The following is a 15,035-nucleotide window of genomic DNA, read 5'->3' on the forward strand; positions in this document are numbered from 1 at the left end:
GGTGTTGGGCCGGGGGGGGGGGGGGGGGGGGGGGGGGGGGGGGGGGTGGGGGGGGGGGGGGGCCGGGGGGGGGGGGGGGGGGGGGTTGGGGGTGGGGGGTGTTGTTCTTGTAGTCGAGGTCGGGGGTGTTGCGCAGGTTGGGGTTGGGCGTGGGCTTGAAGTCGAGGTCGGGCCCGTTCTTGAGGTAGTTGTTGTCGTAGCTCTTGACGATCTTCTTCGCGAAGTCGTCGAAGATGCTGGTGAGGAAACCGGCGGCGGCGCCGAACGCGGCGGACTTCAGGATGTCGTCCCAGTCGAAACCGTCGGGGCGGCGGCCGTCCGGGGCGAAGTTCATCATCGCGAGGCGCACCGCGAAGGTGGTGAACGCCTCGGCGAACGCCTCGGTCAGCGAGGGCGCGATGTGCAGCCGCTGGAGCAGATGGGTGAGCGTGGTGAGGATGACGAACCGGCTGCGCAGCTTGGCCATCATGATCTGGCTGGCCGAGGCACCGCCGGTGAAGAAGGACATCGCCAGGTAGAGAGCGATCTCGATGAGCAGCCGGATGACCTCGGCGATGACCTGCCACTTGGACTCCATGATGTCCATGGAGGTCTTGCGCCTGCCCTCGGCGATCTTGTCGAGCTGCTCGGCGAAGTCGCGCAGGTAGTTCTTGCCGCCGTCGTCGATGAGCATGCCCATCGCCTTGGCGTACGACTTGGACAGGTCGTCCGGCATGACCTCGGCGATGTCGTGGATCGACTTGTCGATCAGTGCGGACATCTTGTCCAGCTTGCGTCCCAGTCCGGAGTAGGGCCGGCGGCTCTCGTAGGCGAGGTCCTCGTCGGCGTCGATGAGCTTCTCTCCGGTGAGGATGAAGATCATCGCGTTGACCTCGGGCGATGCCTTGATGCTCATCGGGAGCCGTCCTGGGGGCCGTGCGGGCAGGAAACGGCCGCTCCCGGCGTGGTGCGGGAGCGGCCGGCGGTGCGGAGATCAGCGGCGGCCATGCCCGCCCGTGTCGCCGTCCAACCCGTTGGTCTCGATGAAGCTGTTGGCCCGCTCGACGTCCTCGATGTTGCGGTCGCGGGTGCCCTTCATCATGCGGACCTGGCTGCCCGTGGCGTCGGTGATGCCCACGACCGCGTCGCGGATGGACATCATCGTCTCCTTGGTCGTCTGCCGCTCCTTCTGCTCCTGTGGCCTGGCCTTCTCGGCGAACTCGCCCTCCGTGCCGGGCCAGGAGACGGTGGGCGCCAGCTCGTCGAGGAACTCCTCGGTGATGCCCTTGGCCAGGGTGCCGATCTCCTCCAGTTGCCTGGCCAGGGCCTCGATGCGGTTCGGGTCGACGTAGTAGCGCTGTCCCATGGTCAGTCCTCCCCGTCCTCGCCGAGCGCGTCCCGCCAGGCCGGGGTGGCCTGGCCGTCCCGCGTCGTGTGCGCGGTGTCTTCGGCATCGTCGCGCAGCACCTCGGGGCCGAAGATCCGCTCCCAGTCCAGCTCGAAGCCCTTCAGCTCGGGCACGTTGCTGCTGGGCTCGGCGAAGGGTGCCATCGCCTTCATCACATGCCGGTTCATCTTCAGGCGCGCCGCGTTCGCCGCCTCCAGGACACTGGCGGCCAGCTCCTGGGGCGACATGTCGCGGTACTTGTTCTCCAGGAACTCGATCCCGGACAGCTCGCCCTGCGGGCCCACGGTGGCGCGGACGGCACGGTCGGAGGAGAGCACCGCGAACGACGCCTGCCGCAGCTCGCGCTCGGTGCGCGCGACCGCCTCCTGGGCGGCCTGGAGTTCGGCCATGGCCTTCTCAAGGCGCTTCTCCAGCGGTTCCGTCACGCCCGCTCCTGCCTTCCGGATCGGTCTCGCTACGCCCGGCTGTGGTGGCCGGTCCTCAACTGTCCTGCTGATCTTGCCTGGTGAGGCCCCCGCTGCGGAAGCCGGGGGCGCGTGGTGTTCATCTCCGCGTGCACGTCCCACCGAGGCCAATACGGTGCTCACCGTCCGATGACGGCCGGCGTACCGCCCTCTTCGGTGCCCCACACGTCCGCGTCCTCCTCCAGGTAGTCGGCGGAGCTGCTGGTGGCCCTGCGGCCCGGCTCCGTCTCCTCCTCGGGGGATTCGCCGCCGGTGGTCGCCACCCGCGAGGCCGGCGCCAGGAAGGTGTCGTCGTCCTCCTGGCGGTTCCAGGGGCTGCGCCGCCGTCGGTTGCGGCGCTCGCTCTCCTCGGCCGCGTCGACCAGCACGGCACGCACCCGCTCGCCGTTGCCCTTGTCACCGCCCGCGCCCATGCCGCCCGCGCCGCCGCCCATCGGCATACCGGGGCTGCCGGGCGTGCCGGGTGCGCCGGGGGTACCGGCCGTGGCGGCGGGAGCGAGCGGGGTGCCCAGGTCGGAGGCGGCACCGTCCGAAAGGGGCTCGGCACCGAGTCCGCCTCCGCCGGAGAGGTCGGTCGAGAGGGAACCGTCCCCGGTCAGGCCGCCGCCGGAGGCCCCGCCGCCGAGGCCCAGGTCGGACAGCGACATGTCCCGGGTGGTGGTGCCGTCACCGCCACCGCCGCCACCGCCGATGCCGTCCAGCTTGCCGAGGTCGTCGAGGAGGCCCGAACTGTCCACGTCACCGCGCGAGTTGAGATCGTGCAGGTCGACCGTCTCGGTCCTGCCCTGCGGGTCGGTGACGGTGGCGATGCCGGTGTCCGGGTCGATGACCTGCTTGCTGCCGTCCGGGAACTCGGTGGTCAGCTGGCCGTTGTCGAGGCGGGTGACGGAGCCGTCCGGGTTGGTCACCGTCGCGCCGTGGGTGAGGTCGGTGGTCGTGGTGGTGCCGTCCGGGTTGGTGCTGGTGAGCAGCCCGCTGTCCGGGTCGAACTCGATGCTGCTGCCGTCCGGGAACTCGGTGGAGATGTCGCCGCCGGTGAGCTGGGTGCTGCCACCCGTCGGAGTCGGAAGGCCGGACCCGTCGCCGTTGAGGTTCCCGAGGTTGCCCAGGTCACCGATCGACTCGGTGGGCAGGTCGGCGTTGATGTCGCCGAGGTCTCCGAGCCTGTCCTGGCCGTTGAGGTTGCCCAGATTGCCGAGGTCCTGGGTGGTCGTGGTGCCGTCCGGGGCGGTGGTGGTGGTCTGCCCGGTGGTGGGGTCGACGGTCTGAACGGTGCCGTCGGGGAACGTGGTGGTCAGCTTGCCGTCGTCGCCGAGGGAGGTGACCGAGCCGTCCGGGTTGGTCACCCGGGTGCCGTCGCCCAGGTTCTGCGTGGTGACGCTGCCGTCCGGGTGGGTGGTGGTGAGGACCCCGCTGTCCGGGTCGAAGGAGGTGCTGCTGCCGTCCGGGAAGTCGGTGGTGAGCTTGCCGCCGTCGAGTTGGGTGGTGCTGCCGGTCGGGGACTTCAGGGAGCCACTGCCGCTGTTCAGGCCGCCGAGGCTGCCGAGGTTCTCGGTGATCGCGTCGTTGGCGGCGTTGGCGGCGTTGTTGTTCGTCCCGCCCGGTCCGCTGTTCAGCCCACCGAGGCTGCCCAGGTTCGAGGTGACCGGGGGCGGGTCGGTCGTGAAGAACTGCTGGCTCCTCGTGGGTTCGAGGTCGCCCAGGCTCTCGGTGGTCGTGGTCGGGTTCAGCAGTTGGTCGATGTTGCCGAGGTTCTGCTCGGTGACGGCGTTGGGATCGTTGAGACCGCCGAGGCTCTCCTGCACCGACTGAGCCTGCTCCTTGGCGATGCGCTGGGCCTCCTCCTGCTCACGCCGCTGCTCCTCGCGCAGCTCGTCCTGGTACTTCTTGTCCTCGTCCCGCTGCTGGTTCTGCTCGTTGCGCAGATCGTCCTGGAGATTCTTGTCCTCCTCGCGCTGGCGGTTCTGCTCCTCGCGCAGCTCGTCCTGGTACTTCTTGTCCTCCTCCCGCTGCCTTCGCTGCTCCTCGCGGAGTTCCTCCTGGTACTTGCGGTCCTCCTCGCGCTGCCGCTCCTGCTCCGCCCGCAGCTCGTCCTGGTACCTGCGGTTCTCCTCGTTCTGCCGGTTGATCTCCTCCCGCTCCTCGTCGGCCCTGCGCTCCTCGTACTCCTCCGAGGCGGTGCTGGTCGACTTGGGCTTGGGCACGTTGTCGGAGAAGTCGTCGCCCAGGTCGAGGAAGTGGTTGTTCAGGTTCGACTGCACCGTGGCGGCGGGCTTGCCCAGGAACTCGTCGACGCCCTGGTTCCAGATCTTGACGGCCTTGTCGCCGACCTTCTTCCAGTTGGCGATGTCGGTGAGGTCGCCGTACTCCGGGTGCACCTGGGTGAAGTCGCCGTGCGGGCTGTGACTGACGGTGGTCGTGTAGCGGGAGGTGTACGACTTGATGTCCGTCTTGGCGACGTTGTTCGCGTCGACCCACTGGGCGAGGTCGTCCAGCACGTAGCGCAGCACCTGGTGCGGGTCGTAGTACGGGGACTTGGCCCAGGCCAGCCACGCCTCCAGCAGCTTGGTCGCCGCGTCCTCCAGGTACTTGCGGCCCAGCGAGAGGGCCTTGGAGTACACGGTGCCGCCGGTTCCGGTCTCGTCGCCGGAGCCGGGGCTGGAGTCGAAGGTCTCGACGTAGTTGTCGTAGTTCTCGCGGATCTTCTTCAGCAGGCTGCGGAAGACCTCCGCGGCCTCGCCCTTCCAGCTGGCGTCGTCCCGGCCGAAACGGTCCTCCCAGTCCTTCAGCACCACCGCGTGGTCCCTGAAGAACTTGGCGGCGAAGTCGAAGGACTCGCCGGTGGTGTTGAAGGAGTTCAGGTCCACCACGTCGGCCCCGGGCACACCCAGGCTGCTGAACCGGGCGTCCTGGGTGTTGCCGCCCAGCAGGGCGAGGAGCGCCGCCCGCGGCCCGTTCATGTACCGGGCGAGCGGGATGGTGCTCATCTTGTCCTTGTTGTAGTCCGTGAACTCGTTGCCCTCACGGACCTGCGCGTCATGGACGTTGTCCGAGCCCGGACCGGCGAAGATGATGTTGTCGCCGTCCTTCACCCGGCCCTCGAAGACGATCCGGGCCTGCATGATGGACCGCTTCTTGCCGCTGTCGAAGAACCAGATGTCGTAGTCCTCGCCCTTGTTCGTCAGGAAGCCGGAGTCCTTGACGAGCAGGCTGAGGCTGCGCTCCTTGATGTCCATCCGGAAGAGCTTGCCGCCGTGTTCGGAACGGAGCGTGTCGAAGACGGTGTTGCGGTCCGGGACCGGATAGCCGGTGATGTGGGTGACCAGGGTGGCCCAGGTGTCGCCCGACGGATCGCCGGCGTTGTCGAACTTGTCGAGGTTCGCACCGGAGTTGGGATCGTACCGATCGGCCACCTGGCGCCCTTTCAGATTCTGTACGGCTGGTCAGGACTCGTCTTCGCCGGTGGTGCCGGCGGTCAGGGTGTCGACCTCGTCGAAGGTCTGCAGCAGTGTCTGCGCGTCGATCGCGTCGAGGTTCTTGTCCTTGGTCTTGTTGGCCTCTTCGATGGTCTCGGTGAGGGCCTCCTTCAACTCCTTGAAGAGGTCCATCTGATCGCCGAGCAGCTTGTCGATGGCCGTTGCCGCGGTGCGGATGTCCTCGATCAGCTTCGGACCCGAGACCAGGGGTTCGGTGACCATCCTGCCGATGCGCAGGAGTTGCTTGTCCTGAGCGAGGTTGTCCGGTGTGGTGTGCCCGTCGATGAGGTGGCCGAGCGGGCGGATGTGGGACCCGTCGCCCTGCTCCTTGTGCTTCTTCGCGGCGGTGTAGACGGGCTGTACCTCGTTGTCCCGGAAGTACTCCATCTGCTTGAGGTCGAAATGCTTGACGTCGGCCTTCTCACCGGCCATGGGACGCTCTCCTGCCGCTTGGTGCCGGACGGGGATAGGGGGCCCGGCGGGCGCCCGGGGGGTACGGACGACGGCCGGGCCGGCGCGCCCGCATGCCGCTGGGGCACACCGGGACGGTCCGGAGAGTGCCGTAAGTGGCGCCCGGCACGGCCTCCCCGGGACTTCTGGGGACTCTTCTGCGGCCAGGCCCTAGCGGGCCCGCACGCTCCCCCAGTTGTCGGCGCTCTTGCGCTCGTCGCGCGAGTGGTTGTCGTGGATGGTCTGGATCAGCTCGCCGTTGTCGCCGAGCAGCTTGGCCATGTTCTTGGTGGCCTGGTCCCACTCCGCCTGGACCTGGCGGTAGGTCTCCTGGTCCGAGCCCTCCCAGGAGTTGACGAGCGGCTTCAGCTCGTCCTCCAGGTTGTTGAGGGTCGTGATGATCTGCTGGGTCTGAGCCATCAGTTCCTCGATGGCGTTGCGGACCACGGGGTACTGCACGTCGATGATGCCGTCGGCCATGACGTCTCCTCTCGTACGGCCGGGCGCCTGGGCCCGGGAAGCTCAAGGGGTCCGGCCGCGCCGTGACGGGGCCGGTGCTGCGGATCGGTCAGAGCAGCGCTTCGAAGACGCCCTGGCTGGTCTTGCTGTTGAGGATCTCGGTCAGATCCTGGTTCTCCTTCGCCAGACGGTCGGCGGAGGTCACGTTCTCCTGGAGCGCGTCGACCATCTTGCTGATCTGGATGACGACCTTCTGCGCCTCGGCGTTCCAGCTGCGGAAGAGCTTCAGCAGGGCCTGGCCCTCGTCGCCGCCGACGCCCGAACGCGCCGCGATCTCACCCACGTTGTTCTGGATCTTCTCGACCTGGCTCCGGGCCGACTCCAGGGAGGAGACACCCCCCAAGCCCTTGGCATAGTCCGCTTTCCTTGCGGCACTGTCCGCCATGTCGCGCTCCCTTCCTACAGGCCTGTCTCGTCGTACGTTGCTCGCTGAGGCTAAAGAGAAGCCGGCGTTCCGCGCAACGTGATCAGGGAAGATTTGAGCTTCGGTCAGCTCACCTCAGAATTCTTGCGTGGCAAGGGAGTTGTGCCTGGGTTTCAGGGAAATGAACAAGCCTCACCGATCGGGCCGGACGTCCCGAGGTACATCGTCCACCCCGCGTCGCGATGCGGGCAGAAAGCGGGCACGCACAGTCGGAGAACGGGCATCGCGGAGCGACGGCATCCAGCATTGAGAGCGCTTCCCCCGGGATTCCGCGGGCACGGTCGGCCGAAATATCTGAGCTTTTTTTGAGGTCCTCCCCGTGCCCGACCCCAGGCGGGCGAGACAGACTTCACATATCCGGGACCGAGGTTGGCTCAATTTCCCTGCTGCCGCGCCCTTTTCCTCTTCATCGGCACCGAATGCACCCCTTGCAGCGATCAGCGCGCGCTGTCCGCCTTGTCCGGCCGGGCGCTCTCCTCGCCCTGCTCCCGGTCGTCGGCGGCATCGCACTGCGGAGCGGTCACCCTGGGCTCCGCGGCGCCCATGGCTGCGGCCGGGTCGAGGTCCGCGCCGGTCGGGAGGGCCGCGAGCAGCGGCGCCGGGACCGAGCCGATGTCCGCGGCCCCGTATCCGAGTGCGGCCAGCGAGTTCTTGCTGGAGACGCGGTACTTCACGCCGTTCTCCGCCACCAGATAGGTCGTGCCGGCGTGCGCGGCGCCGCTGGCGTGCAGGGCCCGGACCAGGACGCCCCTGCCGGGCCTGACCACCGTGGCGTCGGTGGGGACGCAGGCCTGCCGCATCGGTTGAGCGGTGCCCTCGGACACCGCCACCGGGGCGAGGCCGGCCAGCGGCGCCAGTACCGACCTGATCCGGACGCCGCCATTGTCGCCGTCCACCTGCGCGCAGAGCGCGGTGCCGCGCGGCGCGGACTGCGGGACGGGGGGCGCGTCCGGCAACTCCGCGGACGCGGTGGGGTCCTGGTCCGCGGCCCGGTGCTCGCGCAGCGCGTCGGCACCGACGGTGCGCACCTCGGGCGAGCGTCCCTCGTATGCGTCCTTCTGGGTGGCCGGGTCGCCCAGCACCAGGGCGGCGCCGAGCCGGGTCAGCGGCACCAGACCGTCCTTGGTCAGCAGGTGGTACGTGCTGTCGCCGCCGGGGACGCTGACCTTGAACAGCTGGCCGATCCGGCTGGCCTCACCGCCGAGCACGGGGCCTTCCGCACCACGCTCCGGCACCGCGGGCGGCTTCAGGACGGGACCGGGCGCCAGTGCGTCGAGGAAGGCCGCCGAGACCCGCATCGGCTGCTCGGAGCCGTAGCCGAGGGCGTTTCGGGCGTCGGATTCGCGGTCCAGCGGCAGCCTGCTGCCCCGCCACACCAGGTACTCGGTGTCGTCCGGCCCGCGCACCAGCACGGCGCGGTCGCCGTCGACACCGCGGGAGTCCAGCGGCGACCCGGCCACCACGGTCGTTGCCCCCGGCTCCTCCACGCCGGTCCTCGCCACGGCACCGGAGGTGTCCGGCAGCGCCCCGTCAGGACCGGTGACGCACATGTGCCAGGCGCCGGCGTCGAGTTGGCCGGGCTCGGGCACGGTGTCGGGGACGCCGGGGATACCGGCGGGGGCGCCCACCGGGACGTCGCGCAGGGAAGCGGTGCCGACGTCCACGGTCTCCAGGTCGGAGCCGCCGATCAGCCGCGCCGAGGCGTAGTTGCGCACGGGGTGCAGTACGCCGTCGGTGCCGGTCCACAGGTAGCGGGCGCCGGTGTCGCGGTTGACCACCAGGTGCTCACCGTCTCGCCAGGCGTCGTTGCCGCCGGGACGCAGCAGGCCGTACACGGTGGCGCCCGCGCCGATCAGGACGGTGACCAGCATGCCGAAGACCACGCCGCGTGTGGTGCGCCCGAGCGGGCTCTCGGGGGCGTCCGGGTCGGCCATCAGCAGGCCCGAACTGAGCCTGCCCATCATGAAACTGTGGGCGTGTACCTGGTCGCGTTTGGACTGCACGGCCTCTCCCTGTCGTTCTCTTTCAGCGGTGCGGGTGTGCTCAGCCGAACAGGCCGCGCAGCCAGCCGAAGAGTCCCGCCACCCACAGGCTCAGCGGCAGCAGCGCCACCGCGATGCCGGTGTGCGCGATCTCCGCGGCCCGGCCCCAGTACGGCAGCATCCGTCGGCCGGGTACCGTCCAGGCGGCGATCACCAGAACCGCCGCCGCGCCGAGCAGTACCGCGAAGACCACCAGGCGCCCGTCGCCGTCGCTGTCCACCGCCCAGGCGCGGGCGAGCAGCAGCAGCCCCCAGATGCCGGGCACCGCCAGGGTCAGCCGCTGCCCGATGTGCACCAGGCCGCGGGAGTGCAGGAGCAGCAGCAGGCTCAGCGCGACCGAGGTCACCACCTCGGGCAGGTCCGGGTGGTGGGTGAGGACGGCCAGGGCGGCCGCGGAGATGACGCCGCTGACGGCGAAGAGCGCGGTGACCCAGCGCCCGGCCAACTCGGTGCGCTCGGCGACCTCGTCGCCCGCGTAGGGCTCGATGCCCTCCTGGAGCTGGCTGGCGGAGGACGGCAGGGAGGGCATGCGCATCCCGGCCAGCTTGAAGGCGAACGGTGCCACGGTTCCGGCCGCGAGGACGATCACCGTAGCCACCAGCGCGACCGCGGCCTGCACGTCCAGGCCGGAGTACCCGATCAGGGCGCCGGCGATCGCGGTGGCCACCGAGACGACCGCGGTGGCCAGCAGGGCGGGGGCGCCGACCGCTGTGGCGGCCAGCGCGAGGACCGCCCCGCCGGCGCCCGCGGCACCCGCCGCGAGCAGGCGCGCACCGGCGACCTGCGCCGCGTCCGGGCCGGTCAGATCGCCGCCGGGCAGCACCCAGCCGGCCAGCGCCAGGCACGGCGCGACGAGCAGGCCGAGCGCGGTCGCGGAGAGACGGTCGCCGACCGCGCGGCTGGCGGTGCCCGCGCCCGCGAGCAGCAGGATGCCCGCCACGGCCGCGCAGGCGGCCTTCAAGGAGCCGGAGCCGGTGATTCCCGGCCGGAAGACCAGCACCAGGGCGGCCAGCACGGTCGCCACGGTGGTGCCGACCAGCAGCCCGCGGGCCGCCTCGGGATGCCAGGTGTGCAGCCGTCGGCCCGCGGTGTCGGCTATCCCGTCCACCAGGTCGTCGAGCCGCGCCTCGGGCAGCGCCTCGGTGTGCGCGCGCAGATAGAGCACGTCCCCGTCGGCGAGTCCGGCCCGCGCGAGGGTCGTCTCCTCGTCGAGCGGGGCGTCACCGAGCCGCTGCAGCACCCAGCCGGCATGGTCGAGTCCGGCCTCCTCGGCCTCCTCGCCGACATAGCGCAGCAGCGTGGGCAGCAGATCGGCGACCGGAACATCGGCGGGCACGGCCAGATCGACGGAGACGCTCGGCGCGCGTACTGTCAGGCGGCACAGCTCGGCCACCGCACTGTCGGTCATCAGCTGAACTCTCGTCTTCCTTGGAGGGTTTGCAGGAGGACTTCCCCCATGAGAGGGGCAGTGCGAAGAGTACGGAAGGTCCGCACGAGCCAGAACAGGGGGTTCGGACAGGGGAATTGTCTCCGCTCACCACGGCAACCACCCCTCCCGCGTGGACAGGTCGCGTTACGTGAATGCAGACTACTGCCTACGCTCGCCGGATCGTGCTGGGGACCGGACTCCTTGTCCGGTATGCAGCTGAATGGTGGGGGAGTTGAGAGTTCCCCGCTCTTGGCTCACAACATTCATCCGGCGTTCACCGCGTACCCGGGTCCCGGGAAAATGAGCGCGGTGCGGTCTTTCCCGTTACCGGGTGTGTACCGGTATTCGGCGCGGGCCGGAAAGCCCGTGAAACCGGAGGTTCTGTTCCTTGAGTGTGGTGCTGTTTCGCCGGCCGGCCCGCAGGCGCGGACCCGAGATGCCCGAAGGGCAATTGACCCTCCAGGAGCCACCGGTCCTGGCCGAGACGGTGCCCGACACCTCGGCGATCTGGACCTACCTGCCGATGGCGCTGATGTCGGTGTCGATGATGCTGATGTTCATGCGTCCGGGCGGCGGCAACGGCGTCTTCATGTACCTGGCGCTGGGCGTCATGGCGCTGTCGGCCGCCGCAATGCTGCTGGGTCAGCTGATGCGCCGCTCCAGCGAGCGCAAGCAGCGCCTGAAGGGCGAACGCCGCGACTATCTCCGCTATCTGGCGCAGACCCGCAAACGGGTCCGGGCCACCATCGTCGAGCAGCAGCGGGCGCTCGCCTGGCGCCACCCGGAGCCCTCGTCGCTGCGTTCGCTGGCCCGCACCTCACGGCTGTGGGAACGCCGCCCGGCCGACGAGGACTTCGGCGAGGTCCGGCTCGCGGTCGGCGAACAGCAGCTCGCGCTCACCCTGAACCCCGTCTCCACCCGCCCGGTGGAAGACCTCGAACCGCTCTGCGCGCATGCTCTGCGCCGCTTCGTCCGCGCCTACTCCACCATTCCCGAACAGCCCCTCGGGCTCTATCTGCGGTCCTCGGCGCGGGTCATGGTGCGGCCCGATGAGACGTCGGGCGAAGAGTCCGGCGCCACGTCGGAGGAGGGCGGCCCCGACGCCGTACGCGCCCTGGTGCGCGCCGCGCTCGGGCAGCTCGCGGTGTTCCACGCGCCCGAGGAGTTGTGGATCGCCCTGTGCGTCAGTGACGAGCGGCGGGCCGACTGGGAGTGGGTGAAGTGGCTGCCGCACGCGCTGCATCCGCACGAGGAGGACGGCGCCGGCCAGGTTCGCCGGATCACCGCCGACCTCACCGAGCTGGACGACCTGCTCGGCGCCGAGTTCGCCGAACGCCCCGGCTTCGACCCCGATGCCCGACCGGGGCGTGACGAGCCGTACACGGTCGTCGTCCTCGACGGCATCACCGTCCCCGAGGGCCACCGCTGGGAGGGCCACGGCTACCGCAACGCCGTGGTCCTGGACGTGTCCGGCGCGCTGCGCTGGCGGCCCGGCCGCAACACGCTGCGGTTGACCGTCGGACCGGACCTGGTGAACCTGGTGCGCACCGACCGCAGCCGCAAGGAGCGTTCGGTGCCGCTCGGCCGGCCGGACCGGCTCGGCCTGCTCGGCGCCGAGTCGCTGGCCCGGCTGCTCGCCTCCCGCCGGATCAGCCTGGGCAGCGACATCGCGCAGCCGCTGGACGCCGACGTGGAGCTGACCACCCTGCTCGGCATCCCCGACCTGCACCGGCACGACCCGAAGGCCCTCTTCGCCCGGAACACCGGCTCCGCGCGGCTGCGGGTGCCGATCGCGGTCGGCGTGGACGGCCGTCCGGTGGAGCTGGACATCAAGGAGTCGGCACAGGGCGGCATGGGCCCGCACGGCATGCTGATCGGAGCCACCGGCTCCGGCAAGAGCGAGCTCCTGCGCACCCTCGTCCTGGGCCTGGCGCTGACCAACTCCTCCGAGACCCTCAACTTCGTCCTGGTCGACTTCAAGGGCGGTGCCACCTTCCTCGGCCTGGAGGAGCTGCCGCACACGTCCGCCGTCATCACCAACCTCGCCGACGAGGTCGCCCTGGTGGAACGCATGCAGGACGCCCTGCACGGCGAACTCATCCGCCGCCAGGAACTGTTGCGCGCGGCCGGCAACTACACCTCCGCCCTGGAGTACGAGCGGGCCCGCGCCGGCGGGGCGGATCTCAGGCCGCTGCCCAGCCTGTTCGTGGTGGTCGACGAGTTCAGCGAACTCCTCGCGACGCACCGGGAGTTCATGGACCTGTTCGTGATGATCGGCCGCCTCGGCCGCTCCCTGGGTGTGCATCTGCTGCTGGCTTCGCAGCGCCTGGACGAGGGCCGTATGCACCAGTTGGAGAGCCACCTGTCCTACCGGGTCGGCCTGCGTACCTTCTCCGCCATGGAGAGCCGTGGCGTGCTCGGCGTGCCGGACGCCTACGAACTGCCTGCCCAGCCCGGCAGCGGCTACCTCAAGTCCGGTGTGGAGGCGCTGACCCGGTTCCGCGCCGCCTACTCCTCCGGGACGTACCGGCGCCGTACCGGCGCGGTGGTGCAGGCCCGGGTGGCCAGTCAGGTGGTGCCGTGGACCAGCGGCTGGGTCGTGCCGCGCACGCTTGAGGCCGCGCCCGAGCGGGAGCCCGAGACCGAGGAGACCGGCGACGAGGAGACCCTGCTGGACGTGGCCCTCGACCGGCTGCGCGACTCGGGTCCCGCCGCCCACCAGGTGTGGCTGCCGCCGCTGGACGAGCCGTCCCCGCTGGACGCCCTGCTGCCCGGTATCGCGCCCGACCCCGAGCGCGGCCTCACCGCCGCCGGCTGGTCCGGCAACGGCAAGCTGCGGGTTCCGGTCGGCCTGGTGGACAAGCCCTTCGAGCAGCGCCGCGACCCGCTGATCGTGGACCTCTCGGGGGCCGGCGGCCATGTCGCCATCGCGGGCGGCTCACAGAGCGGCAAGTCCACTCTCGCCCGCACCCTGATCGCCGGCCTCGCCCTCACCCACACGCCCGCCGAGATCCAGTTCTTCTGCCTCGACTTCGGCGGTGGCGGTCTCTCGCAGCTCGCCGGGCTCCCCCACGTCGGCGGTGTCGCCGCGCGCCTCAACCCCGAGCGGGTGCACCGGGCCGTCGCCGAGGTGATGACGCTCCTCGCGCGCCGCGAGCAGTTCTTCGTCGACCACACCCTCGACTCCATGCAGTCCTACCGCCGTCGCCGGGCCGCCGGGGAGTTCCCCGACGAGCCGTTCGGTGACGTCTTCATGGTGGTCGACGGCTGGTCCACGGTCCGTCAGGACTACGACGAACTGGTCCCGAAGTTCAACGAACTCGCCGCCCGCGGCCTCAACTACGGCATCCATCTGCTCATCACCACCACCCGCTGGGTGGAGCTGTCCGCGCAGGTCCGCGACCAGGCCGCGACCCGCCTGGAGTTGCGGATGGGTGACCCGATGGACTCGGAGATCGACACCCGCAAGGCCCGCTCGGTGCCGCGCAGCGGCGGCCGGGGCATCACCGCCGACAGCAAGATGCACTTCCTCGCCGGACTCCCCCGCCTGGACGGCAGCGGGTCCCTCGACGACCTCGGCGACGGTGTCGCCCACCTGGTCGGCGAAGTCTCCAAGCACTGGTCCGGGCCGGCCGCCCCGCAGGTCCGGATGCTGCCGCACCGGCTGCCGGTCGCCGAACTCCCCGCGCCCGAGCCCATCGAGGGCGGCGGCATGCGACTCCCGCTCGGTATCGACCAGGACGCCCTGGAGCCGGTGTGGCACGACTTCAGCCGCACCCCGCACCTGATCGTGGTCGGCGACACGGAGAGCGGCAAGACCAACCTGCTGCGCCGCATCACCGAGGGCATCACCGCCCGGTACGCCCCCAACGAGGCGAAGATCATCGCGGTGGACTACCGGCGCACGCTGGTGGACGCCATCCCGGAGGAGTACCGCATCGGGCATGTGATCTCCCTGGACAACCTGACGGAGACCATCGACGGCGCGGCTCGCGCGCTGAAGACCCGTGTCCCGGGTGCGGACATCGCCCCGGCCCGGATGCGCAAGTGCGACTGGTGGACGGGGCCGCGTCTGTTCATCCTGGTCGACGACTACGACATGGTCGCAGGCAACTCCTTCCAGAGCCCCTTCGAGCCGCTCTTCGAGCATCTGACCCTCGGCTACGAAATGGGCCTGCACCTGATCGTCGCCCGCAGCGCGATGGGCGCGGGCCGGGGCCTCAGCGACTCCCTCATCCGACGCATGGACGAGGCGAACAACCCTGCGATCCTGCTCTCCTGCCCGCCCACGGAAGGCCGCCTCTTCGGCAACGCCAAGCCCCTCAACCTCCCACCCGGCCGCGCCCAGCACATCGCCCGCCGCCGGTCACGGTTGATGCAGACGGCGCTGGTGGAGACGGGCCGCGGCCAGGAGGAGTGACACCACGACACGGTGAGATACGGCGGGGGCCATCTCGGGGTGGCCCCCGCCGTCGGCTTTGCGAGGGGCGGCGTGGGCGGGCAGGTGGGCAGCCGCGAATCCGGCGGCACCCGTCCCTGCCGGAGAGCCGACCGCAGGTGCATTCTGGGACCGGCCGCATGGGGCGGCTGTGCAGCCGGCGGGAGCCGCCACCGCCCGCGGGCCGACCCCGGGCACCTACCGGACCGGCGCCGCCTGACGGCCCAGCGCAGGCGCCTCCCAGACCAGCCGCACGCATCGCGTGCACAGCGGACACGAGCCGCCACTGCCCGAGGGCCGACCCCGGGCACCTACGGGACCGGCCGCATGCACCGGATGCGCAGCCGACACAAGCCCACGCCGCCCGAGGGGCTCTCTGAGACGGGTCGCCGGTGCCGAGTGCGCA

Annotated in this window: 9 protein-coding genes and 1 pseudogene; 1 reads left to right on the top strand and 9 read right to left on the bottom strand. The window is 70.5% G+C overall.

The window, feature by feature from the left end; translation table 11 throughout:
* From ACFWYS_RS14860 to eccD, 9 genes and pseudogenes are all read right to left on the bottom strand, one after another.
* Positions 1 to 895: pseudogene (locus ACFWYS_RS14860) on the bottom strand (hypothetical protein); the annotation flags it as partial.
* A 78-nt stretch (positions 896 to 973) separates the two neighbouring features.
* Positions 974 to 1,345, bottom strand: coding sequence for a hypothetical protein (locus ACFWYS_RS14865; protein ID WP_384767582.1), 372 nt, complete (start codon positions 1,343 to 1,345; stop codon positions 974 to 976).
* Positions 1,346 to 1,347: 2 nt separating this feature from the next.
* Complete coding sequence (locus ACFWYS_RS14870) at positions 1,348 to 1,812, bottom strand: YbaB/EbfC family nucleoid-associated protein (RefSeq protein ID WP_384767585.1); 465 nt, start codon at positions 1,810 to 1,812, stop codon at positions 1,348 to 1,350.
* Between the two features lie 158 nt (positions 1,813 to 1,970).
* A complete protein-coding gene (locus tag ACFWYS_RS14875) occupies positions 1,971 to 5,264 on the bottom strand; it encodes an AAWKG family protein (RefSeq protein ID WP_384767588.1) in 3,294 nt (1,097 codons plus the stop codon).
* Between the two features lie 30 nt (positions 5,265 to 5,294).
* A complete protein-coding gene (locus ACFWYS_RS14880) occupies positions 5,295 to 5,759 on the bottom strand; it encodes a type VII secretion system-associated protein (protein ID WP_384767591.1) in 465 nt (154 codons plus the stop codon).
* Between the two features lie 189 nt (positions 5,760 to 5,948).
* On the bottom strand, positions 5,949 to 6,257 hold the full coding sequence (locus ACFWYS_RS14885) for a WXG100 family type VII secretion target (RefSeq protein ID WP_126397276.1): 309 nt from the start codon (positions 6,255 to 6,257) through the stop codon (positions 5,949 to 5,951).
* 88 nt (positions 6,258 to 6,345) lie between these two features.
* The gene (locus tag ACFWYS_RS14890) at positions 6,346 to 6,681 is read right to left on the bottom strand and encodes a hypothetical protein (protein WP_384767595.1); all 336 of its coding nucleotides are present in this window, start codon (positions 6,679 to 6,681) and stop codon (positions 6,346 to 6,348) included.
* Positions 6,682 to 7,157: 476 nt separating this feature from the next.
* On the bottom strand, positions 7,158 to 8,723 hold the full coding sequence (gene eccB / locus ACFWYS_RS14895) for a type VII secretion protein EccB (RefSeq protein WP_384767598.1): 1,566 nt from the start codon (positions 8,721 to 8,723) through the stop codon (positions 7,158 to 7,160).
* Positions 8,724 to 8,763: 40 nt separating this feature from the next.
* Positions 8,764 to 10,170: a type VII secretion integral membrane protein EccD gene (gene eccD / locus ACFWYS_RS14900; RefSeq protein ID WP_384767601.1), complete on the bottom strand. Its 1,407-nt coding sequence runs from the start codon at positions 10,168 to 10,170 to the stop codon at positions 8,764 to 8,766.
* A 457-nt stretch (positions 10,171 to 10,627) separates the two neighbouring features.
* Between eccD and eccCa the strand changes: the two genes are divergently transcribed.
* Positions 10,628 to 14,611 carry a type VII secretion protein EccCa gene (gene eccCa, locus ACFWYS_RS14905; RefSeq protein WP_384767603.1) on the top strand — a complete coding sequence of 1,328 codons (3,984 nt, stop codon included), beginning with the start codon at positions 10,628 to 10,630 and terminating at the stop codon, positions 14,609 to 14,611.
* Positions 14,612 to 15,035 lie beyond the last annotated feature (424 nt).

The organism is Streptomyces sp. NPDC059010, from assembly GCF_042740355.1.
Taxonomy (GTDB): domain Bacteria; phylum Actinomycetota; class Actinomycetes; order Streptomycetales; family Streptomycetaceae; genus Streptomyces.